This window comes from Mycolicibacter minnesotensis (assembly GCF_010731755.1).
Lineage (GTDB): Bacteria > Actinomycetota > Actinomycetes > Mycobacteriales > Mycobacteriaceae > Mycobacterium > Mycobacterium minnesotense.
Genome location: NZ_AP022589.1, coordinates 1,486,086 through 1,508,398, shown reverse-complemented (window position 1 = coordinate 1,508,398; position 22,313 = coordinate 1,486,086). Strand labels below are relative to the sequence as shown.

Below are 22,313 nucleotides of genomic sequence, written 5' to 3'. Positions count from 1 at the left end.
CGCACCCGTGTCGCTGCAATCCCTCAACCGTGCCGACCTGACCGCGCAATATGAGCGCTTCCAGCGGGACTACGCCGATCTGCAGGCCAAGAAGCTCTCCCTGGATCTCACCCGCGGCAAGCCGGCGCCCGAGCAGCTCGACCTGGCCAACGGGCTGCTGGGCCTGCCCGGTCCAGACGACTACCGCAGCGACGACGGCACCGACACTCGCAACTATGGCGGCCTGCAGGGCCTGCCTGAACTGCGTGCCATCTTCGGCGAGCTGCTCGGCATCGCGGTGCCCAACCTGATCGCCGGCAACAACGCCAGCCTTGAGTTCATGCACGACGCCATCGTCTTCTCGATGCTGCACGGCGGCGTGGACTCGCCGCGTCCGTGGGGCCAGGAGCCGGTCGTCAAGTTCTTGTGCCCGGTCCCGGGCTATGACCGGCACTTCGCGATCACCGAGACCATGGGCATCGAGATGATCCCGGTCCCCATGCGCGAGGACGGTCCCGACGTCGACCTGATCGAAGAACTGGTGGCCGCCGACCCTGCGATCAAAGGCATGTGGATCGTGCCGGTGTTCGGAAACCCGACCGGTATCACCTACTCCTGGGAGACGGTGCGCCGCCTGGTGCAGATGAAGACCGCCGCGCCCGACTTCCGGCTGTTCTGGGACAACGCGTATGCGGTGCACACCCTGACCGCCGAGTTTCCCCACCAGATCGATGTGCTCGGACTGGCTGCCGCCGCAGGCAACCCCAACCGGCCGTATGTGTTCGCCTCCACCTCCAAGATCACCTTCGCCGGCGCCGGCGTCAGTTTCTTCGGCGGTTCGCTGGGCAACATCGCCTGGTATCTGCAATACGCCGGCAAGCGCTCGATCGGTCCGGACAAGGTGAACCAGCTGCGGCACCTGCGGTTCTTCGGTGACGCCGATGGCGTGCGCCGGCACATGCGCCGCCACCAGGAGATCCTGGCGCCCAAATTCGAGCTGGCCGCCGAGATCCTGCAGCGCCGGCTCGATGACGCCAAGATCGCGTCGTGGACCGACCCCAAGGGCGGCTACTTCATCAGCCTGGATGTCTGGCCGGGCACTGCGCGTCGCACCGTCGCGCTGGCCAAGGACGCCGGCATCGCGGTCACCGAAGCCGGGGCGTCGTTCCCCTACCGCAAGGATCCCGACGACAAGAACATCCGGATCGCCCCGTCGTTCCCGTCCAGCGGGGACCTGCGCGACGCCGTCGACGGACTGGCCACCTGCGCGCTGCTGGCCGCCGCTGAGCACTTGCTGGGCTGATCATGGTGCGCATCCGGGAGTACACGGTTCTGGTGGCGGCCTGTGGTGCGCTGGGCCTGGCTCCGGCGGCCTACGCGGCGCCCGAGTGGCCGGTCGAGCCGCCGTCGGTGCAGGCCTCCGATGCGGTGGCCGAACCGGCCGTCGACACCTTGCCGCCCCGGGCGTTGGAGGAACTCGATGCGTTCCGCCGCGATGCCGCCGACGCGGCGCTGGGAAATCCCGTGATGTACGGCGACGGCCAGTGCTATCCCCTGGTGCAGCACTACATCCAGGCTCTGGGTTCCTGGCACAACACAGACCCCAGCGGCAACGCCTTCGATCTCTACCACCATTTCCCCACCAATGGTCTGGCTCAGTACTTCGATCAGGTGCCCTTCGACGGTGGCCTCAATGAGCCGCGTGTCGGCGACATCGTCGTCTACGGTCCCGGTGGGTTCGTCAGCGAACACGGACATGCCGGAGTTGTCACGGCGGTGCGCGGCAGCGGCAGCCTGATGGGCTACGAGGTCGCCGAACAGAATTCCGGGGGACGGCTGTTCGTGACGCTGAACTGGCGTGACGTCACTCCGATGTGGAACACGCTGGGGTACCTGCGCCCGAAGGTGTAGCGCCGGTACTGCCGGGCGTGCACCGCCGTCGGCCCGAGCAAGTAACCTCCCTTGCGTGGCGCTCTACCGCAAATACCGGCCGGCAACCTTCGCCGAAGTGGTGGGGCAGGAACACGTCACCGACCCGCTGTGCACCGCCTTGTCGGCGGGCCGGATCAACCACGCCTACCTGTTCTCCGGCCCCCGGGGCTGCGGCAAGACGTCGTCGGCCCGCATCCTGGCCCGATCGCTGAACTGCGCGGCGGGCCCCACCCCGACACCGTGCGGCACGTGCGACTCCTGTGTGGCGCTGGCTCCCAACGGGCCGGGCAGCATCGACGTCGTGGAACTGGACGCGGCCAGCCATGGCGGTGTCGACGACACGCGTGATCTGCGGGACCGCGCGTTCTATGCGCCGGCCCAGTCGCGCTACCGGATCTTCATCATCGACGAAGCGCACATGGTCACGACCGCGGGATTCAACGCGCTGCTCAAGATCGTCGAGGAGCCACCTGATCACCTGATCTTCGTGTTCGCCACCACCGAGCCCGAGAAGGTGCTGCCGACCATCCGCAGCCGCACGCACCACTATCCGTTCCGGCTACTGGCGCCGCGCACCATGCGTGAGCTGATCGGCCGGATCTGCGAGCAGGAAAACGTCGCCGTCGACGACGCGGTATATCCGCTGGTGATCCGTGCCGGCGGGGGATCACCCCGTGACACCCTCTCGGTCCTCGACCAGCTGCTGGCCGGCTCCGAGCCCATGCCTGGCAGCCCCGAGATCAACCACGTTCGCTACCAGCGGGCCTTGGGTCTGTTGGGGGCCACCGACGTCGCCCTGATCGACGAGGCAGTCGACGCATTGGCCGCCGGGGACGCCGCGTCTCTGTTCGGCGCGGTGGAGGCGGTTGTCGACGCCGGCCATGACCCGCGCCGGTTCGCCATCGACCTGCTGGAGCGGTTCCGCGACCTGATCGTGCTGCAGGCGGTTCCCGACGCGGTGGCCAAGGGGGTGGTCGACGCGCCGGAGGACATGCTGGAACGGATGCATGACCAGGCCGCTCGGCTCGGCCCCGCCACCCTGGCCCGCTATGCCGAGGTGGTGCATGCAGGCCTCGGTGAGATGCGTGGCGCCACCGCTCCCCGGCTGCTGCTGGAAGTGGTGTGCGCCCGGCTGCTGTTGCCCTCGGCCGCCGACACCGAAGCCGCACTGCTGCAACGCATCGAGCGCATCGAGGGCCGGCTGGACATGTCGATACCGGCGGGATCAGTGCGGACCGGTGTCGCGCCGTCGGATGCTGCCTCGCCCGCGGCCACTGCCACCGCGGCCGCTCCGGCAGCCGCTGCTGCCAAGCAGTTCACCCGCCGCTCGTCGCGGGCCGCCGAACCCGCGCCGCAACCGGAGGCCACACCCCAGGTTGCGTCGGCGCCGCCGCCCGTCCCCGCCGCGCCTCCCACACCGGTGGTCGTGGCCGAACCCGCACCTGCGCCCGAACCCGAATCCGCACCTGAACCTGCCGCTCCGGCGGCACCCACGCCCGCACCGGCGCCCACTCCGGCCGAACCGGACGCCGCCGCCGTTCGCGCGATGTGGACCACGGTGCGCGACAAGGTACGTCAGCGCAGCCGCTCCACCGAGGCGATGCTGGCCGGCGCCACGGTGCGCACCGTGGACGGCAACACGCTGGTGTTGACCCACGAAACGGCCTCGCTGGCCAGGCGACTCTCCGAACCGCGCAACACCGACGTCATCACCGAGGCGCTCAAGGACGCTCTCGGGGTGAATTGGCGGGTGCGTTGCGACGCCGGTGGGCCGCCCCCGGAGGCGTCGGGCGCTCCTGCCCCCGCCCCGGTCGATGTGGAATCGGCACGGCGCGCCGACGAGGAGGCCATGCTGGCCGAGGCTGCCGTGGACGCCGGCTCTGACGCGCCGCCCCGCCGCGACCCCGAGGAAGTGGCGCTGGAGCTGTTGCAGAGCGAACTGGGCGCTCGCCGGATCAGCGGCGACTGACGCGACAGGCTTTCCTAGGGGGTCCACCAAGGGCGCAACGGCAGGCCCCCATCCCCACCTTGCTCGTCGACGTTGCCGGCCAGCACATGGTGTAGCTGGCATTGGTTGCGCTCGAAGCCGATTACCGCCGCCGCCATGTACAGGCCCCACACCTTGGCCCGGCCCAGCCCGACTTCGGCGACGGCCTCGTCCCAGTGGTCCACCAGGTTCTGGCACCAGGCGCGCAGCGTCTTGGCGTAGTGGAGCCGGAAGTCCTCCTCGTGCAGAACCTCGAGGCCGGTCTGCTGGATCTCGGCGGTGATGTTTCCCACGCCAGTGATCTCGCCGTCGGGAAAGACGTACCGGTCGGTGAAGGGGTCGCCCTTGTAGACGGAATTGTCCGCCGTGGTGATGCAGTGGTTGAGCAGCAAGCCACCCGTGCGCAGTTTCGATTTGAGGAAACCGAAATAAGCCGGGTAGTTCTTCACCCCGATGTGCTCCGTCATGCCGATCGACGAGACGCCGTCGAACTCGGTCTCTGGCACGTCGCGGTAGTCGCAATGCCGGACTTCAGCGAACTCGGTGAGCCCTTCATCGGCGATCGCCTGCTGCGCCCAGGCGACCTGCTCTGCAGCCAGCGTGGCACCGAGTGCATGCACACCGCGTCGCGCGGCGTAGCGCACCATGCCGCCCCAGCCGCAGCCGACGTCAAGCAGGCGATCTCCGGGCTGCAGGCGCAGCTTGTCGAAGATCAGCCGGTACTTGTTCTCCTGGGCCTCTTCCAGCGTCGCCTGGGGGTGCGGGTAGATCGCGCAGGTGTAGGTCATCGACGGGCCCAGCACCCACTCGTAGAAGGTGTTCGACACGTCGTAGTGGTGATGGATCGCGTCGGCGTCGCGTGACTTGCTGTGTCGCAGTCCGCTGGCGTTGCGCCGCCACTTCGGTGGCGCCTCTTCCGGGGGAGGCGCGATCGGCTTGAGGTTTCTCAGCCCGATGGAGCGGACGATGTTGGCCAGATCGCGCGGCGACGGGTGTTTGAATTCGAGATCCGCCATGGCGTTGAGCACGTCATAGGGATTGCCCGGATGCACACCGTGCAGTTCCAGGTCGCCCGCAACGTAGGCGCGGGCTATCCCGAGTTGGCCGAGCGAAGTGGCCAGGTAATTGGTGGCCCGCGGATTCAGCAGGTCCACACCCAGTTCCGCGTCACTGGGTCCGGCGCTGCTGCCGTCGTAGGCGGAGATCTTCAGCGGCGGCTGCCCCCCGCCGGCCAGTAGCACCAGAATCTCGGCCAGCCCCAGCTTGCCGTTCGTGGCGGTCGCGGCATCTCTCGTCAGCGTTTTCGCTGTCATGGCTTTCCCTCCTTGTCCAGATGCGGATAACCGCCCGGACACCACCTCAATCACGCGTAACGTCTCCTCTTCATGGGCGACATGACCGGAACCACCACCTGCGCGATCGTCGGTGGTGGCCCTGCAGGCATGGTTCTCGGCCTGTTACTGGCTCGGGCCGGCGTGCAGGTGACATTGTTGGAGAAGCACGCCGACTTTCTGCGCGACTTCCGTGGCGACACCGTGCACCCGACCACACTGCGGCTGCTCGACGAGCTGGGGCTCTGGGAGCGCTTCACGGCTTTGGCGCACAGTCAGATCCACCAGATCAGCCTTGATGTGGCCGGGCGCGACGTCACGGTGGTCGACTTCGGCCGGATCCGTGGCCAGCCGCACCCCTACGTCGCGATGGTGCCGCAGTGGGACCTGCTCAACCTGCTTGCCGAATCCGCACAGACCGAGCCGACGTTCACCTTGCGTATGCAGTCCGAGGTCACCGACCTGATCTACCAGCACGGGCGGGTCGTCGGGGTGCGCTACAAGGATTGCGACGGGCCCGGTGAACTGCGCGCCGACCTCACGGTGGCCTGTGATGGCCGGTGGTCGATCGCGCGGCAGGTCGCTGGGCTGGGCCTACGCGAGTTTCCGGTGAACTTCGACGTGTGGTGGTTCAGGCTGCCGACAAACGCCGCCACCGAGCCCACGCTGCTGCCGCGCCTGGGGCGGGGGCGGGCCGCGATCATGATTCCGCGGGACGGCTATTTCCAGGTGGCATTCCTGGGTCGCAAAGGCACTGATGCCCAGGTGCGGGCCCGCGGTATCGAATCCTTCCGCCGTGACGTGGTCGAGCTCATCCCCGAGGCCGCCGAGACCGTGTCGGCCCTGCGCACCATGGACGACATCAAACATCTGGATGTGCGATTGAACAGGTTGCGGCGCTGGAGCATTGATGGGCTGCTCTGCATCGGGGACGCGGCGCACGCCATGTCGCCGATGGGTGGTGTCGGCATCAATCTGGCGGTGCAGGACGCGGTGGCCGCCGCGACCATCCTGGCTGACCCGCTCCGGCAAGGCCGGGTGAGCAGGCGTGATCTGGCGGCGGTGCAGCGGCGCCGTGAGCTGCCCACTGTCGTCACCCAATCGGTGCAGCGGGTGGCGCACCGGACGCTGGAACCGATCTTGCGCGGAAAGGCGGTCAGCCCGCCTGCTGGGGTGGCAACCCTGTTTGCCGCATTGCCCTGGCTGTCGGCACTACCCGCCTACCTCGTCGGGGTGGGGGTGCGCCCCGAGCGGGCACCCGCATTCGCGCGGCGAGGCTGACGGTCAGGGCTGCCACCACGGTCGCAGCGGCAGTCCGGCGCCGCCCCCGTTGGCCGCCAACACGTGATGAAGCTGAATCGCGTTGTGCTCAAACCCCAACCGGGAGCCGGCCATATACAGCCCCCACACCTTTGCCGTGGCCAGCCCGACCTCACGGATGGCCGCATCCCAATGCGCCACCAGGTTGGCGCACCAGTCCCTCAGGGTCAGTTCGTAGTGATTGCGCAGGTTTTCGCAGTGCAGCACTTCCAGGCCCGCATCCTGGATCTCGCTGGTGATCCGGCCAGATCCGGCCAGCTCCCCATCGGGGAACACGTAACGGTCGATGAAATCACCCGCGGCCGCTCCAGATCTGTTGTCCGCCCGGGTGATGCAGTGGTTGAGCAGTAGTCCGCCTGGGCGCAGCCTGGACTTGAGAAAGCCGAAGTAAGCGGGGTAGTGGGCGACACCGATGTGCTCGGTCATCCCGATCGAGGAGACCGCGTCGAATCCGGATTCGACCACGTCGCGGTAGTCGCAGTGCCGCACCTCCGCGAGCTCGGACAAGCCGGCCTCGGCGATCGCGCACTGGGCCCACCGGGCTTGTTCGGCCGACAGCGTCGCACCGATGGCGTGCACCCCGTGGCGCGCGGCGTAGCGCACCATGCCGCCCCAGCCGCAGCCGACGTCAAGCAGGCGGTCTCCGGGCTGCAGTCGTAGCTTGTCGAAGATCAACCGGTATTTGTTCTCCTGCGCCTGCTCCAAGGTCGCGTCCGGATGTGGGTAGACCGCGCAGGTGTAGGTCATCGACGGCCCCAGCACCCACTCGTAGAAGTCATTGGACACGTCGTAGTGATGGTGAATGGCCCCGGCGTCACGAGATTTGCTGTGCCGCAGTCCTTCTGCGATGCGTCGCCACCGGGGCAGTGCTTCTTGGGGTGGCGGCGGGATCGGCACCAGGTGCTCGATCCCGATCGAGCGCACGATGGCGGCCAGGGCACGTGGCGAGGGTCGCCTGAAGTGCACCTCATCGGCGAGCGCCTTGAGCAGCAGGTACGGGTCGCCGGGATGCACACCGTGCAGTCGTAGGTCACCGGCGATGTAGGCGCGGGCCATACCCAGGTCGCCTGGAGCCGTGACCAGATAGGTGGTGCCCCGCGGAGTCAACAGCTCCAGGCCGAGGGGTGTGTCGTCGGGGCCGGCGCTACTGCCGTCGTAGGCGGTGAATCGCAGCGGCAGGTGTCCGTCGGTGGCCAGGGTCTGCAAGACCTGGGCGAGGCTCAATCGGCCCGTCGGAATGCGCACCTGCTCGCTGCGGACGGTCATTGCCGTCGCACCGCCTTGGCATACAGATCCAACAGCCGCGAGTCGGGGTCGTAGGTCTTCTTCAACATTCGGTAGGTCGCTCCGCCGTAGAGCTCGTCGAACTCCCCGGGGGTGTAGTAGGCGTCGGAGTACAGCGACTTGTGGCCGTCGAGCTCGCTCACTTTGGACTCGATCAGACGATTGGTGGCTCCCTCGATGGCCCCGGCTGGCACCGATGACCAGAACCCGATGTTGACGTAGGTGTGGTTAGACCGGATCGGGTAGAGCGGCCACTCCTCGTCGCCGCGCAGCCGCAACGGACACAACCACACCGGCTCGATCGGCACGTTGGCGAAGAACCAGTCCAGAAATTCCCGGCAGTGTTCCAGCGGAACCTCAACGTCCTGCACCACTCGCTCGCGCGGCGGGCGATGGTTGCGTTTTTCGATCCGGTCGGCGATGGCGAACCGTCGGTCATAGGCGATCAGCTTCGAGTAGACGCTGCTGCGCCGGTAGCGGCGCGGCCACCAGCGCCGCACCAGCGGGCGCTGGGCACCGAAGGCCCGTGAGCACCAGAACCAGTCGGTGTCCCAGCGCCACAGGTAGTCGTGGATGGTCAGCCGGTCGTCTTTGATTCCGTGTGGGTGGCGGATCGAGCGGTAGTAGATCCGCTGGCCGGTGTAGTCGCTGACCGCGCCGGGGGAGTCGGTCGCTATCCCGACGCACAGATAGCTCTCCCGCGGCGAGAACACCACTCCATCGAGGTAGTCCACCGGGACTCCCTCGAAGCCGCCGGTGTCGATGATGCGGTCCATCGTGGCGACCAATTCGGACAGCGAATTGAAACGGATGTGCCGCAACGCGACGAAGGGCTTGACGTCCTCAAGCTCGATCCGCAGTCGGGTCGCGTATCCCAAGGTTCCATAGGAGTTCGGAAACGCGTGGAACAGGTCTTCATGCTGATCCCGCGACACGGTCAGCAGGTCGCCGCTGCCGGTGAGCACGTCCATCTCCAACACCGACTCGTGGGGCAACCCGTTGCGGAATGACGCCGACTCGATACCCAGGCCGCTGACCGCGCCCCCCACCGTGATCGTTTTCAGTTGCGGGACCACCAACGGGGTCAGCCCGTAGGGCAGGGTGGCGGCGATCACGTCCTCGTAGGTGCACATGCCTTCGACGTCGGCGGTGCGATTCTGCGGGTCGACGGCGAGGACACGCACCAGACCCGAGGTGTCCAGGCCGGGCGCCTGCCGCTTCCTGCGGGCCCGGAACAGATTGGAAGTGGGCTTGGCCAGCCGGACCGACGCGTCGACGGGAATGTTGCGGTAGCTGGCCAGCAGCCGCTGCACCCCCCCTGTGTGGGATGTCGGTGTATCGGCCGGCCGAACGGACATCGCCCTCCACGCTAGTGGCGGATCGGCCGATGCGCACGCAGCGCCGCCGGTGCGATGCGGCGGTTCCAGTTTCGGTAGCGCCGCCGGGGCAGGTTCAGGGCAGTTGCGATTGACCGCTCAGAAATCCGACGACGCCACGAGCCACTGCGTCGGCGTAGCGCTGGCGGCCCGCGGGGCTCTCCATCAGGGCCGCATCGCTCGCGTTCTTCATGTTGCCCAGCTCGACCAGGACCGACGGATATTCGGCCAGGTTCAGGCCGGCCAGATCGGCCCGTCCCTTCAGGCCGTCGGTGCCGATGTAGTTGGCCGGCGGAATGCCCGCGGCCTGCAGCTGTCCGCGCATGACCTGGGCTAATCGCACCGCCGGACCTTCTTGGGCCGGGTTCAGCGGTGGCGCGGAGTAGTTGACGTGGAAACCGTGGCCGTTGGCAGGTCCGCCGTCAGCATGGATGGAGACGATGGCATTGGGGTGCAGCGTGTTGGCGGCGGCGGCGCGGGCGTCGACGCATGGAGCAGGCCCGGTGTCGTCGCCTCGCGACATTGCCGTGCGGACGCCCGCGGCAGTGAGGGCTTGGCGGATCCGCAGGGTGGTGTCCCAGGTGAAGCTGTGCTCGGGATAGCCGGAATTGGTGGCGGTGCCGCTGGTCTGGCAGTTCTTGGTGCCGCCCCGGCCGTTGGGCACCTGACGGCTCAGGGCAGCCGGGTCGCCGGCACCGCTGTGCCCGGGGTCGAGGAAGACGATCATGCCGGCCACGGGGGCAGCCGAGGACAGCGGTGGGTTCGGCACGACGGCGGCCACCATCAGGCCGGTGGTGATCGCGGTGCCGACACGGACAAGAACTGGTACGCGCACACCGCCAAGGTAGGCCGGGGCCGACTACGCTGGAGTTCTCACGCGCGCCGGGTCTCTTCAGCTGTAACCAAGCCGCAATCCGGTCGAGACCGCGCACACGATCGAATGCAAAGGGAGTGTCATGCAACCAGGAGGCCCGCCCGACATGTCGGCGCTGCTGGCCCAGGCCCAGCAGATGCAGCAGCGACTGCTGCAGGCACAGCAGGAGTTGGCGGTCACCGAGGTGCACGGTGAGGCCGGCGGAGGCCTGGTCAAGGTCACCTCCAACGGCAGTGGCGAGGTGCTCGCTGTGCACATCGACCCGAAGGTCGTCGACCCCGAGGACGTCGAGACCTTGCAGGACTTGATCGTGGGAGCGCTTGCAGACGCCTCGAAGAAGGCGCACACGCTGGCCCAGCAGCGGTTGTCACCGCTGGCCGGTGGCATGGGTGGCGCGCTCGGCATGCCGGGAGCCTAGGTGTTTGAGGGTCCGGTTCAGGACCTGATCGACGAGCTGGGCAAGCTGCCGGGCATCGGCCCCAAGAGTGCCCAGCGGATCGCGTTTCATCTGCTGTCGGTGGAGCCGCCGGAGATCGACCGACTTACCGCCGTTTTGACCAAGGTCCGCGATGGGGTGCAGTTCTGTGAGGTCTGCGGCAACGTCGCCGACGCGCAGCGCTGCCGGATCTGCGGGGACGCGCGCCGCGACGTCGCCCAGATCTGCGTCGTCGAAGAGCCCAAGGATGTGGCGGCCATCGAGCGCACCCGGGAGTTCCGGGGTCGCTATCACGTGCTCGGTGGTGCGCTGGATCCCTTGTCGGGGATCGGGCCGGAGCAGCTGCGGGTGCGTGAGCTGCTGAATCGGGTCGGGGAGCGCATCGACGGGGTCGACGTCAGTGAGGTGATCATCGCCACCGACCCCAACACCGAGGGCGAGGCCACTGCCACCTACCTCGTGCGGGTGCTGCGTGACATCCCCGGATTGAGCGTGACGCGTCTGGCGTCCGGGTTGCCGATGGGTGGTGATCTGGAGTTCGCTGACGAGCTGACCCTGGGCCGGGCCTTCACCGGCCGGCGCGCCATGGCCTGATCTTTCCCTCGAAACCGACGTTTTGCAGGCGCGTTCTCGCATTTTCTCTGCAAAACGTCGGTCTCGGGCGATGTCAGTCGGGATTGGCATCATTCCGTCATGGACGGGGTTTTCATCGGCAGCGAGGCGATCGCTGCAGGCCGGCTGACGCGCCACGAATTGCAGCGTTGGTATCGCCGTCTCTACCGCGGTATCTACCTGAGCAAAGACGCGACTCCCACGCTGCGTGACCGCACGAGGGCGGCTTGGCTGAGCGGCGGGCGTAAAGGAGTGATCGCCGGGGTCGCGGCCTCCGCCCTGCATGGGGCCCAATGGGTCGACCGCAACGTCGTTGTCGAGCTCATCGCGACCGATGCACGTTCACAACGGGGCCTGATCACTCGCGACGAAACCTTGGCGGAAGGCGAAACAACCAAAGTCGCCGGCCTGCCGGTCACCACCTCGGCCCGCACCGCTTACGACCTGGCCCGTCACCTACCCCGCGACAAGGCCCTGGCCCGGCTCGACGCCCTGGCCCGGGCCACTCCGTTCAGCATCGAGGATGTCCTGCTGATCGCCAAGCATCACCGCGGTGCACGGGGTTTACGCCGGCTGCGCGCGGTGCTGCCACTCGTGGACGCCGGGGCGGCCTCGCCCAGGGAGACCTGGCTGCGGCTGCTGCTCATCGATGCCGGCCTGCCGACTCCGGCCACCCAAATCCCGGTGTGTGACCGCAGCTATGCGCCGTTTGCCTATCTGGACATGGGCTGGGACAGATATCGGGTGGCCGCAGAGTACGACGGCGACCAACACCGCACCGACCGTCCGCAGTACGTCAAGGACCAGCGTCGTCAGCGCAGGCTGGAGTCCCTGGGCTGGATCAACATCCGGGTGATCAGCGAGGACAAACCGGCCGACGTCGTCGGGCGGGTGACCGACGCCCTGCGGTCGCGCGGCTGGCGGCCCCGAGTCCCTGAGCCGCTAAGCAGGCTGCAGCACCTCGGAGATGGCCACTCCGGCGGCGATCCCCGCGCGCGCGGTTCGGATCTTCTCCGGGACGCCGGCTGCCACGACTGCCACCAGCACACCGTCGCGCTCGTAGTAGGCCACGAATCGGCGGCAGTCGTCTTCGACCAGATGCACGGTGTCGCCGGCCCGCGGATGGCCTAGGCACTGGATCTTGACGTCGTACTGGTCGCTCCAGAAGTAGGGCACCCCCGGGCTGGGTGCCGAGTCGAGGTCCAGCATCGCCGCCACCAGGATCTTCGCCTGCTCGGCGACATTGCTCCAGTGCTCGACGCGGACCTGAGCCCCGTCGGCGGCCCGCCAGCACGCCACGTCGCCGATCGCCCACACGTCCGGGGCGCTGGTCCGCCCGACCGCGTCGCAGACAACACCGTCGGCCACGTCGATACCGCTGCTGCGCAGCCATTCGGTGGCTGGTCGTGACCCGATCCCGACCACCACGAGGTCAGCCTCGATCACCGAACCGTCGGACAGTGTCACCGACTCGACAGCCTCGCCGCCGGCGACCGCATCCACGGTCACGCCGGTGCGCACGTCGACGCCCTCGTCGCGGTGCAACCGGGCGATCAACGCCCCAGCCTGGTCGCCGAGCACACCCGCCAGGGGTGCGGCCTGAGGTTCCACCAGCACCACCTGCACACCCAGGCCACGCAGACTGGCCGCCACCTCGCAGCCGATGAACCCTGCACCGATCACCACCGCCCGGCGCGCACTCGCAGCGTGGCTGCGCAGCGCGGCGCAGTCGTCGAGCGAGCGCAGCACGTAGCTGCCGTCCAGGTCTTCGAACGCCGCAATGCGTTGGGGAACAAGGCCGGTGGCGATCACCAGCTGGTCGTAGCCGAGGGTCTCACCGTCGGCCAGAGCCACGGTGTGCGCCGCGGCGTCGATACCAAGAGCCGGGACCCCGAGGCGCAAGGTGATCTGATGCTGCCCGTAGAACTCTGCCGGTTTGAGGGCCACGTCGTGGATCTCGCCCCGCAGCATCTGCTTCGACAGTGGCGGGCGGTCATAGGGAGGGTGGTCTTCGGCGCCGACGACGGTGATTGGGCCATCAAAGCCATTGCGGCGGAGCTGTTCTGTGGTGCGGACCGCTGCCAGGCCTGCCCCGACGATGAGCACTCCGCTCACGGCCGGACCACTTCCACCATCTCGAAGTCGGCCTTCGCGGCGCCGCAGTCCGGGCAGCTCCAGTCCTCAGGGATCTCAGCCCACCGCGTGCCGGGCTCGATACCGTCCTCGAGCCAGCCCAGCGCCTCGTCGTACTCGAAACCGCACTGCAGGCACCGAAACAGTTTGTAGTCGCTCATCAGTTCGCTCCGGTCGGTTGGAAATCCAGCTTCTCGCGTACCGCGCAGTCGGGGCAGGCCCAGTCTTCGGGGATCTGCTGCCAGGGTGTGCCGGCCGGAAACCCTTCACGGGGTTCTCCGGTTGCCTCGTGGTAGACGTAGCCGCAGCCCGGGCATGCGTACCCGGCCATCAGGCCGGTACCTGGTAGCGGGCCAGGATCTTCTCGCGGCGGCGCGGCGAGATGTTTGCTCGGGTGATGTCGCCGTTGTAGTGCGCGAGCACCCGGTGGTCCATCAGCTTGCGCCACACCGGCGGGAAGTAGGTGACCCCGATGAGTGCGCCATAGCCGGCCGGCAGGTTCGGCGAGTCGTCGAAGCTGCGCAGGGTCTGGTAGCGCCGAGTGGGGTTGGCGTGGTGGTCGCTGTGCCGCTGCAGGTGGTAGAGGAACAGGTTGGTGACCATGTGGTCGGAGTTCCAGCTGTGCTGCGGTGTGCAGCGCTCGTAGCGGCCGCTGGCCTGCTTCTGGCGCACCAGTCCGTAGTGCTCCAGGTAGTTCACCGACTCCAGCAGCGACGACCCGTAGATGGCGTTGATCAGCACGTAGGGCACCAGCGCGACCCCGAACACCGCGATCAGCACGCCCCAGAACAGCACCGACATCGCCAGGGCGTTGAGTACGTCGTTGTCCGCCCAGGTCCGCGGGTTCCACGGGCTCTTACCGGTCCGGCGGACCCGTTGGGCTTCCAGCTCCCACGCCGAGCGGATGCCGCCGACCACGCTGCGCGGCAGGAACTCCCAGAACGTCTCACCGAAGCGGGCCGACGCCGGGTCCTCCGGGGTTGCCACCCGGACGTGATGGCCGCGGTTGTGCTCGACGTAGAAGTGGCCGTAGCAGACCTGGGCCAGCGTGATCTTGGCCAGCCAGCGCTCCAGCGACTCCCGCTTGTGGCCCAGCTCGTGGGCGGTGTTGATACCGACCCCGGCCACGGTCGCCGCGGAGAGCGCCACCCCGATCTTGCCCAGCCAGCCCAGTGACCCGTCGTATCCCAGCCAGCCCAGATCCGAGGCGGTGAACAGGTAGGCGCCGAAGATGGCGGTGGCGTACTGGAAGGGGATGTAGGCGTAGGTGGCGTAGCGGTAGTACTTGTCGTTCTCCAGGGTCGCCATCACCTCATCTGGCGGATTCTGCCCGTCGGCGCCGATCCAGAGGTCCAGCGTCGGAAGCAGCAGGTAGATCAGGAACGGCCCGACCCACAACGCCGCCTGTGACGCGGTCTGCCAGCCGGCCTGGTTCATCGCCCAGATGAGCGGCAGCACCAGAAACAGCATGGTGGGCGCGACCAGGCCTAACAGCCATAGGTGACGTTTCTTGTCCTGCCAGAGCTTCGGTTCGCTGGCCATCTCGGTGCTCATCGCATTTCAACCTCTCGCCGGTTCACACCACGGTTTTCTTGGATGTGCCTGACATTAGGTAGCGCTGTGACCTCGCCGCTCGTCCCGCGAGGCTGGAATTCGGGCGGCTATTCGTCCTGTGAAGACAACACCGCAGCCCCGTACCACTGACACAGCAGCAGGGCGATCTCCACATCCAGCCGATCCTCGGTGATCGGGCGCCCGCGCCGCTCGCCCGCCCGCTGGACCCGGTACTTGACGGTGTTGACATGGAGGTGGAGTTGCTCGCCGGCAGCCTTGAAGCTGGATCCGGTTCGCAGAAACACGCGCAGGGTCTCGCGCAGTCGACCGTCGGCTTCGGTATCGCAGGCCAGCGGGCCCAGGACCTCGGCGACCCAGGCCCGCGCGGCAGCCACGTTGTCGGCTCCGAGCAGGGCCGCTGCGCCCAGCCCGGGGTCACTGGCGGCACTGACCCGATTCATGCTGGAGCCGGAGGCCACCGCCAGGGTGTGCGCCGCCAGCGCCTGCTGATGCGATCGGCGGAAACCCTCTATTCCGGGCAAGGGTTCACCGATGGCCACCCAGGGTTCGCCGTCGGCGTTCTGCGCGAAGGTTCGAATCTGTTCCACCACAGCCGCTCCGGCCGCCGACTGCAGTGGAAGCCAGGCCCACCCGGTGGTGCTGTCGGCCGGGACGAACAACGGCGAACCCTGCACCGGCAGTGCGTCCGCCAGGTGTTTGACGAAGGCCTCCGCGGCCGCCAATCTGTCGACGCCGGGGTCGGGATACCACACCACAACGGCGGCGTGGGTGCGGCGCAGCGGATAGCGGATCGCGGTCGTCATGGCATCGACGTCTCGGCTGTCGTCGGCGAGGATCTCGCGGACCCGCAATGCGCGCACCGCATTTCGGCTCTCCAGCCAGCGTTCCCGCTCAGCCTGATAGACGGCGGACACCTGCTGTGACATCTCATCGATGTAGCCGAACATGAGCGCTGACATGGCACCGAGCACGCTCAGGCTCAGGTCGGGTTCCAGTTCTGCAGAACGAATCTCGGTCAGTACCAGCTGCAACGCCACGGAATGGCCCAGCCGATAGCCGCGCACCAGGGCGTTGACCGGAACTCCGCGCTGCGCCAGCCGTCGCGCGTGCTCCAAAGCCACCGGCGGCGCCGCGATGTCGGCTACCGGAATGTTGTGGCGGATCGCCGAGAAGTACGCGTCGACGTTCGCCGACACCGTCTCGTGCAGGAGCTGCAGCAGTGACGAATCAGTGGTCAGGTCCGGGGATTCCCTGGCGACCATGTCCTCGATGACGGCGATGGTCTCGGACAGCCGGTCGTAGAGCCGCTGCGAAATGCCGATCGCGGCCTCGGCAACGTCGCTCTGATCGGTCATGGTGTGACCGTAGTCAGACTCGGCGGGGTGCGGCGAGCCTTTCGCGGCGCAGCACGTCGACTTCCGGCAGCTCCAGAGGTGTCAGCTCGCCGACCACCTTCGACAGCAGCAGGTCGGCCAGTTCGGGGTTGCGGGCCAGGCACGGCCCGTGCAGGTAGGTGGCGACCACGCTGCCCTGCACCGCGCCGTCGAAGCCATCGCCGGCCCGGTTTCCGGCGCCCTTGGTGACCGCACTCAGCGGCGCGGCGTCCGGCCCCAGCACGGTGCCGCCGCGGTGGTTTTCGAAGCCGGTCAGGGGTGCCGACAATCCCGCCAGCAGCGGCGTGGCGACCACCTCGCCGATGGTGCGCGACTCCTGCGGAGAGGTGGTCACATCCAGTAGCCCGACCCCGTCGACGCGTTCTCCGGCCGAGGTCTCATACCAGTGCCCGAGCACCTGAATGGCCGCACAGATCGCCAGCACCGGCGCGCCACGCGCCGCCGCGCGCTGTAGCCCCGGGTGGGTGATCAGATGCCGGGTGGCCAGGCGCTGCGCGTAGTCCTCGGCGCCGCCCAGGGTGTAGAGGTCCAAGGACTCCGGCACCGGTTCGGCCAGCGTGATCTCGACGATCTCCGCGGCGATCCCGCGCAGCAGCAGGCGCTGCCGCAGCACCACCGCGTTGCCGCCGTCACCGTAGGTCCCCATCACGTCGGGCAGCACCAGCCCGATCCGAACCGGATCAGCCATCACCCAACCTCCGCTGCAGCGCCAGGAAGGCCGTGTAGTTGGCGACCACCTCCACCGGCCCGGGCGGGCAGGATGCGATCGCCGCCAGGGTGTCGTGCACCAGGGTGTGCTGTACCCCGGCGTAGCCCAACCGCACGGCCAGATCGGTGCCGCGCTCGCCGGCCGCCACCACGGTCGTGTCGTCGAAGTGTTCGAAGCGCACATCCCACAGCCAGGACAAGTCTTCGCCGTCGGGCACCTGGCCGTTGACCGCGATCACCACCCCGGCGGCGTGCTTGTCCACCATCGACAGCGCTTCCTGCCAGCCGGCCGGATTCTTGGCCAGCAGCATCCGCACTGTGTGCTCGCCGACCCGCACGCTGCGGTAGCGGCCGGCCACTTCGTCGACCGCCGAGACCGCGGCTACCGCGGTGGCCGGATCAGCACCGAGAGCTACCGCGGCGGCGACGGCCTGGGCGGCGTTTCCGCGGTTGACGGTGCCGGGCAGTGCCAGTCGCATCGGCAGTACCAGCCCGTCGGGTCCGTAGAGCGCGTCGTCGTCGAACCACCACTGGGGGGTGGGGCGGCTGAACTCGCTTCCGGTGGAGTGCCAATGACCGTCGTGGCGGTCGATCACCTCGCCACTGCGCGGGCAGCTGACCGAGTCGCCCGCCCACCCCGCTCGGGCGGCGACCCACACCACGTTGGGGCAGTCGTAGGCCGCCGATGCCATCAGCACGTCGTCGCAGTTGGCGACCACCACGGTCTCGGGATGCCGGGCCAGGCCGCCCCGCAGGGCACGCTCCACGGCGTTGATCTCACCGACCCGGTCCAGCTGATCCCGCGACAGGTTGAGCAGCACCACCACGGCCGGTGACACCGCGTCGGCGACATGCGGTACGTGCATCTCGTCGACCTCGAGCGCCGCCAGCTGTGCGGTCCGGTCGGCGGCCAGCGCCGATACCAGGCCGGCGTCCATGTTGGCGCCTTCGGAGTTGGTGGCCACCGGGCCCAGGTCGCGCAGTGCGGCGGCGAGCATCCGGGTGGTGGTGGACTTGCCGTTGGTGCCGGTGACGATAGCGGTGCGCCGCCCGGTGGCGAGCTGGCGCAGGATCGAGCGATCGAGGTTCATCGCGATCAGACCGCCGATCATTGCTCCTGCCCCGCGGCCGGTCATGCGCGATGCCCACCGGGCGCTGGCGCCGGCGGCCAGCGCCAGGCGTCCGCGGGCGGTGATCATTGCGGTGAGTTTAGGGCGATCGCGACCGCGGCGCTTGCGCCGGGGGAAGTGGGTCGCCCGCGGAGGTTGAGGGTGGCCAGTTAGAGCAGCGACACGGGCGGTGCGCACCAGGATCGGTCACCCCGGCATGCCATCCTCGTGAGATGAGTGCGCGGTGGGGCCGCCCGGCCCACGAAACCGGCGACGGCTGGGTCGTTGTCGACGTGGAGACGTCGGGGTTTCGGCCGGGGCAGGCTCGGGTGCTCAGCGTCGCCGCGCTGGCGCTCGACGCCGATGGCCGCGTGGAGCAGGCGGTGTCGCACCTGCTCAATCCCGGCACCGACCCCGGACCCACGCATGTGCATGGGCTTACCGCCGAGATGCTGGTCGGCCAGCCGCAGTTCGCCGATGTGGTCGATGAGGTTGCGGCGCTGCTGACCGGGCGCACGCTGGTGGCCCACAATGTGGCGTTTGACTACACCTTCCTGGCGGCCGAGGCGGAGATGGCCGGCGTCGCGCTGCCCGTCGACTCGGTGATGTGCACGTTGGAACTCACTCGACGGCTGGACCTGGGTCTGCCGAACCTGCGGTTGCAGACGTTGGCCGCGCACTGGGGTGTGGTCCAGACCCGTGCGCACGATGCGCTCGATGATGCGCGGGTGCTGGCCGGCGTGCTGGAACCTGCGCTGCGACGGGCGCGTGAGCGTGACGTGTGGCTCCCGGTGCGACCGGTGACCCGGCGGCGCTGGCCCAACGGCCGGATCACCCACGAGGAGTTGCGGCCGCTGAAGTCGCTGGCGTCGCGGATGCCCTGTGCCTATCTGAATCCCGGCCGCTACGTGCGGGGACGACCATTGGTGCAGGGCATGCGGGTGGCGTTGTCGGCGGAGTGCACCCGCACCCACGAGGAACTCGTTGAGCGCATCTTGTATGCCGGGCTGGCGTACAGCGATGTCGTCGACACGCACACCTCGCTGGTGATCTGCAACGACGAGCGGCCCGAACAGGGCAAGGGCTACCTGGCGCACGAACTCGGTGTTCCGACGGTCTCCGACCGCGACTTCATGGCGTGCGTCGACCGCGTCGGCGGGGTCGTCACGGGCACCGGCATCGAGGAATTTGTCGATGCCGGGGCGGCGGGCGAGCAGATCTCGCTGTTTTAACGCGTCGCCGCGACGCGAAATGTCCCAATTTGGGACATCGGCAGATGAACAGTTGCCGCCATGCTGTTAACCGTGACGAAACAATTGCGGCGCCCCGCAGGACAGCGATGACCGCCGCCGTCCGCGACGACCGGACCCCCGCAGACGTGACACCGCTGGCAGGGTGGGCCAGTCGGAGCACGTCGAACCCCGCTCACCACCGGGATCACTCGATGCTGGACGAGGTTGTGGAGAACGGACCCAGCCTTGCCGGTCAGCTGGTCGGGCTGGCCGCCCGGCTCAGCATTCGACCCATCCTTGCCGTCGGTGCCCAACTGCCGAACGCGCCATGGCCATGGGGCCTGTTGGACCACGCTGCCCGGGTCGTCCCCTCCGCCCCGGGCAGCGTTCGACGCACGGTTCGGCTGCCGAAGTGCACGGCACGACTGGTCCGTGCCGCCGGGGTCAGGCCAGCCGACGGTAGGGGCCGCGTGGTGCTGTATCTGCACGGCGGCGCCTTCTTGACGTGCGGTGTGAACACCCACGACCGGATGGTCACCACGCTGTCGAAGTATGCGGACAGCCCGGCGTTGGTGGTCGGTTACCGGATGATCCCCAAGCACTCCATCGGCGCGGCGATCGACGACTGCTATGACGGCTACCAGTGGCTGCGGAGTCAGGGATACGCGCCTGATCAGATTGTGGTGGCCGGCGATTCCGCGGGCGGTTACCTGGCGTTGGCACTGGCGGTACGGCTGCTCGATGAGGCGGAACAGCCCGCTGCCGTGGTCTGCTTGTCGCCGTTGACCCAGATCGCCAAGGCGTCGCGGCGCGAGCACCCCAACAGTGCCACCGATGCGATGTTCCCCGCCAAGGCCTTCGACGCGTTGGTCGACCTGATCGCCCATGCCGCCAGGCGCAGGGGCGCCGACGGCACGCGCGAGGAGATCTTCGAACCGCTCGACCACATCGAGTCAGGGTTGTGCCCCACCCTGATCCACGTGTCCGGTTCCGAGGCCATGCTGCACGACGCGACGCTGGTGGCGCGCAGCCTGGCCGGGGTCGGCGTTCCGGTTCAGCTGCGGGTGTGGCCCGGTCAGATGCACGTGTTCCAGATCGCGCCGATAGTTCCGGAGGCCAACCGCTCGCTGCGTCAGATCGGCGCCTACATCCGTGAAGTGACCGATTGGATGGCGGTCCCGGAGGGTGTCGACGACTACGTGGTGATCCCGTAGGTCTTCAGCTTGCGGTACAGGCTTGACCGTGACATACCCAGCTGCGCTGCGGCAGCGACCCGGTTGCCGCCGGCCTGCCGCAGGGCCGCGACGATGGCGTCGCGTTCGATCGCTTCGAGCTGAGTCAGGGCGCGGCGGGACACGCTCTGGCAGTAGCCGGGCAGATCTGTGTCGGTGAGTTCGCCGACCTGGCGTTGGCGCAGGGCATGCTCCAGGGCGTCCCGCAGCTGCGAGATGTTGCCCGGCCACGAATAGCGGCCGATGAGCCGGTGCGCTGCCGGGCTCAGTCGCACCCGGCGTTCGGCCGCGATCCCGCGCAGCAGTGCGGCGGTGATGCCCGGCAGGTCGTCGGTGCGGTAGCGCAGTGGGGGCACCGTGATCGCTGCGTCGAAATGACCCAGGAGTGCGCCGAGTGCCGGCGGCGAACCGGCCGGGTCGTGCGACACGGTGGCGACCCTCCAGCTGGGCGAGTCGAGTGATTCGACCTGCGCGAAGTACTCGTCCAGCGTGCCGATTCCCTCCGCGTCTGCCTGGTCGATGTTGCGCGCGACGTACAGGGTGGGCTGGTCCGACTCGTCGGGCAGGGGGCTGTCCGGGCCGTCGGTCGCGCCCTGTCCGGCGTCCACCGTCACGATGCGTGCGCCGGGGTAGACGGACCGGAAAAGCTGTGTGGCCAGGGTGAACTTGCCCACCCCGGCCTCGCCGATCAGTAGCACAGGTGTCTGGCGATCGAGTGCTTCGCGCAGTTCGCCACAGGCCCGCACCCAGGCCGGCGAGCGGCCCCCGGCCAGGGGCTCCAGCGAGCCGAACAGCGTGGGCACACCAAGTGGCAGCAGGCCGGACCCGGCGGGTTCTCCAGCGGCCCCGGCCCGCCGCGACGTCGCCGGTTCGGCGATCACCAGCATCCCGGCGATCTGGGCGCCGGCGAAGACGCGGACGCCGCGAATGCGCACCAGGCGTTGACTTCCCGGCAGGAGCAGGGTGTCGCTGGCACGTTCTTTGTGGGCTAACAGGAAGGTCGCGTGGTCGCGGAGCACCTGTTGCTCGCCGGCGTCGAACATCTGTTGGGCGGCCGGGTTGGCGATCTGCAGGGCCGCCCCGAACGCGAAGACCGCCGCCCGTGCCGAGCGGGCGGTGACGCGCAGATAGGCCTCGAAGACTGCCTGTTGGGCCTGGCCGCGGTCGAGCAGCAGATTGCGGCCGATCTCCCGGGCGGCCGTCTTGACCAGGGCCTGCATCGCCGGACTCCAGGCGTCGGCGAGGGTGGCGATGGCGACCACGCCCTCGACGCGTCCGGTGACCGGGTCGAGGATCGGGGCACCACCGGCTGCGAAGGACGTCAGGCTTTCGCTGTAATGCTCAGGGCCGACGATGCTGACGGCTTGGCCCGACTCGAAGACGGTCCCGGCGCCGTTGGTGCCCACGGCCGACTCGGAAAAGTCGAATCCGGGCGCGTATTGGACGCGGTCGAACAGGGGAGTGGCCGCCGCGCAGGAGTCGACTCGCGCAACGACACGCACCCTGCGGTCGGTCAGGCCCACCGCCAAGGGCAGCTCGGAAGTGGAGATGTCATCTCTGAGCTGGTCCATAACCGGCCGCGCGCAGCGCGCCAGCAGCGAATCGGTGTCGATCTCATCGCTGTAGGTGCTGATGGGGCGGACGACGTCGACGCCGGCGTCCCGGCTGCGCTCCCACGAAGCGATGATCACCTCCGAGACGCCTGCTGCGATGGGACCGCCGGGTTCCGGGGAGGCCACCCGGTCGGCGCCCACCCTCAGCAGGGGGTTGTCATCCCCGGCCATCGCGTCACTCGCGTC

At 68.3% G+C, this 22,313-nt stretch carries 20 protein-coding genes and 1 pseudogene; 9 read left to right on the top strand and 12 right to left on the bottom strand.

Annotated elements, in window-relative coordinates; genetic code table 11:
- Nucleotides 1–7 precede the first annotated feature (7 nt).
- From G6N09_RS07195 to G6N09_RS07185, 3 genes are read left to right on the top strand one after another with little or no spacing between them, the layout of a single operon-like run.
- Entirely contained in the window at nt 8–1,282 is a 1,275-nt protein-coding gene (locus G6N09_RS07195; RefSeq protein WP_083025423.1) for an aspartate aminotransferase type Ic, read from the top strand.
- Nucleotides 1,283–1,284: 2 nt separating this feature from the next.
- Entirely contained in the window at nt 1,285–1,890 is a 606-nt protein-coding gene (locus G6N09_RS07190) for a CHAP domain-containing protein (RefSeq protein ID WP_083025425.1), read from the top strand.
- A gap of 55 nt (nt 1,891–1,945) precedes the next feature.
- Nucleotides 1,946–3,880 (top strand): DNA polymerase III subunits gamma/tau, encoded by a 1,935-nt coding sequence (locus G6N09_RS07185; RefSeq protein WP_083025428.1) that lies wholly within the window; start codon nt 1,946–1,948, stop codon nt 3,878–3,880.
- Between the two features lie 14 nt (nt 3,881–3,894).
- Here the strand turns inward: G6N09_RS07185 and G6N09_RS07180 are convergent, their stop codons facing one another.
- A complete protein-coding gene (locus G6N09_RS07180; RefSeq protein ID WP_083025430.1) occupies nt 3,895–5,211 on the bottom strand; it encodes a class I SAM-dependent methyltransferase in 1,317 nt (438 codons plus the stop codon).
- Nucleotides 5,212–5,292: 81 nt separating this feature from the next.
- Between G6N09_RS07180 and G6N09_RS07175 the strand changes: the two genes are divergently transcribed.
- Entirely contained in the window at nt 5,293–6,510 is a 1,218-nt protein-coding gene (locus tag G6N09_RS07175) for an FAD-dependent oxidoreductase (RefSeq protein ID WP_083025607.1), read from the top strand.
- Nucleotides 6,511–6,513: 3 nt separating this feature from the next.
- Here the strand turns inward: G6N09_RS07175 and G6N09_RS07170 are convergent, their stop codons facing one another.
- From G6N09_RS07170 to G6N09_RS07160, 3 genes are all read right to left on the bottom strand, one after another.
- Nucleotides 6,514–7,815 carry a class I SAM-dependent methyltransferase gene (locus G6N09_RS07170; protein ID WP_083025433.1) on the bottom strand — a complete coding sequence of 434 codons (1,302 nt, stop codon included), beginning with the start codon at nt 7,813–7,815 and terminating at the stop codon, nt 6,514–6,516.
- Entirely contained in the window at nt 7,812–9,191 is a 1,380-nt protein-coding gene (locus tag G6N09_RS07165; RefSeq protein WP_083025435.1) for an FAD-binding oxidoreductase, read from the bottom strand. The genes G6N09_RS07170 and G6N09_RS07165 overlap by 4 nt, the downstream gene beginning before the upstream one ends.
- Nucleotides 9,192–9,285: 94 nt before the next feature.
- Nucleotides 9,286–9,993, bottom strand: a complete 708-nt coding sequence (locus G6N09_RS07160; RefSeq protein WP_083025609.1) for an Rv3717 family N-acetylmuramoyl-L-alanine amidase — start codon at nt 9,991–9,993, stop codon at nt 9,286–9,288.
- A 172-nt stretch (nt 9,994–10,165) separates the two neighbouring features.
- On the opposite strand from G6N09_RS07160, the gene G6N09_RS07155 reads away from it, so the two are divergent.
- The 3 genes and pseudogenes from G6N09_RS07155 to G6N09_RS07145 form a co-directional block, all read left to right on the top strand.
- Nucleotides 10,166–10,501: a YbaB/EbfC family nucleoid-associated protein gene (locus G6N09_RS07155; protein WP_083025437.1), complete on the top strand. Its 336-nt coding sequence runs from the start codon at nt 10,166–10,168 to the stop codon at nt 10,499–10,501.
- On the top strand, nt 10,502–11,113 hold the full coding sequence (gene recR / locus G6N09_RS07150) for a recombination mediator RecR (RefSeq protein ID WP_083025440.1): 612 nt from the start codon (nt 10,502–10,504) through the stop codon (nt 11,111–11,113). It begins immediately after the preceding gene.
- Between the two features lie 99 nt (nt 11,114–11,212).
- Nucleotides 11,213–12,058, top strand: a pseudogene (locus tag G6N09_RS07145) (hypothetical protein); the annotation flags it as partial.
- A gap of 15 nt (nt 12,059–12,073) precedes the next feature.
- Here the strand turns inward: G6N09_RS07145 and G6N09_RS07140 are convergent.
- From G6N09_RS07140 to G6N09_RS07110, 7 genes are all read right to left on the bottom strand, one after another.
- Entirely contained in the window at nt 12,074–13,246 is a 1,173-nt protein-coding gene (locus tag G6N09_RS07140) for an NAD(P)/FAD-dependent oxidoreductase (protein WP_083025442.1), read from the bottom strand.
- The gene (locus tag G6N09_RS07135; protein ID WP_083025445.1) at nt 13,243–13,425 is read right to left on the bottom strand and encodes a rubredoxin; all 183 of its coding nucleotides are present in this window, start codon (nt 13,423–13,425) and stop codon (nt 13,243–13,245) included. Before G6N09_RS07135 ends, G6N09_RS07140 begins: the two co-directional genes overlap by 4 nt.
- Nucleotides 13,425–13,595, bottom strand: a complete 171-nt coding sequence (locus tag G6N09_RS07130) for a rubredoxin (protein ID WP_083025448.1) — start codon at nt 13,593–13,595, stop codon at nt 13,425–13,427. The genes G6N09_RS07135 and G6N09_RS07130 overlap by 1 nt, the downstream gene beginning before the upstream one ends.
- Entirely contained in the window at nt 13,595–14,818 is a 1,224-nt protein-coding gene (locus G6N09_RS07125; protein WP_083025450.1) for an alkane 1-monooxygenase, read from the bottom strand. The genes G6N09_RS07130 and G6N09_RS07125 overlap by 1 nt, the downstream gene beginning before the upstream one ends.
- A gap of 107 nt (nt 14,819–14,925) precedes the next feature.
- A complete protein-coding gene (locus G6N09_RS07120; protein WP_083025453.1) occupies nt 14,926–16,194 on the bottom strand; it encodes a PucR family transcriptional regulator in 1,269 nt (422 codons plus the stop codon).
- Between the two features lie 13 nt (nt 16,195–16,207).
- A complete protein-coding gene (locus tag G6N09_RS07115) occupies nt 16,208–16,921 on the bottom strand; it encodes a type 1 glutamine amidotransferase (protein WP_083025455.1) in 714 nt (237 codons plus the stop codon).
- On the bottom strand, nt 16,914–18,140 hold the full coding sequence (locus G6N09_RS07110; RefSeq protein WP_083025457.1) for a Mur ligase family protein: 1,227 nt from the start codon (nt 18,138–18,140) through the stop codon (nt 16,914–16,916). The genes G6N09_RS07115 and G6N09_RS07110 overlap by 8 nt, the downstream gene beginning before the upstream one ends.
- Nucleotides 18,141–18,283: 143 nt before the next feature.
- Between G6N09_RS07110 and G6N09_RS07105 the strand changes: the two genes are divergently transcribed.
- Both G6N09_RS07105 and G6N09_RS07100 read left to right on the top strand, forming a co-directional pair.
- Nucleotides 18,284–19,282, top strand: a complete 999-nt coding sequence (locus G6N09_RS07105; RefSeq protein WP_083025459.1) for a DEDDh family exonuclease — start codon at nt 18,284–18,286, stop codon at nt 19,280–19,282.
- A gap of 212 nt (nt 19,283–19,494) precedes the next feature.
- Nucleotides 19,495–20,496, top strand: a complete 1,002-nt coding sequence (locus G6N09_RS07100) for an alpha/beta hydrolase fold domain-containing protein (protein ID WP_234806998.1) — start codon at nt 19,495–19,497, stop codon at nt 20,494–20,496.
- Here the strand turns inward: G6N09_RS07100 and G6N09_RS07095 are convergent.
- Nucleotides 20,478–22,298 carry a sigma-54-dependent Fis family transcriptional regulator gene (locus tag G6N09_RS07095; RefSeq protein WP_083025463.1) on the bottom strand — a complete coding sequence of 607 codons (1,821 nt, stop codon included), beginning with the start codon at nt 22,296–22,298 and terminating at the stop codon, nt 20,478–20,480. The two genes, G6N09_RS07100 and G6N09_RS07095, sit on opposite strands and share 19 nt — an antisense overlap.
- Nucleotides 22,299–22,313 lie beyond the last annotated feature (15 nt).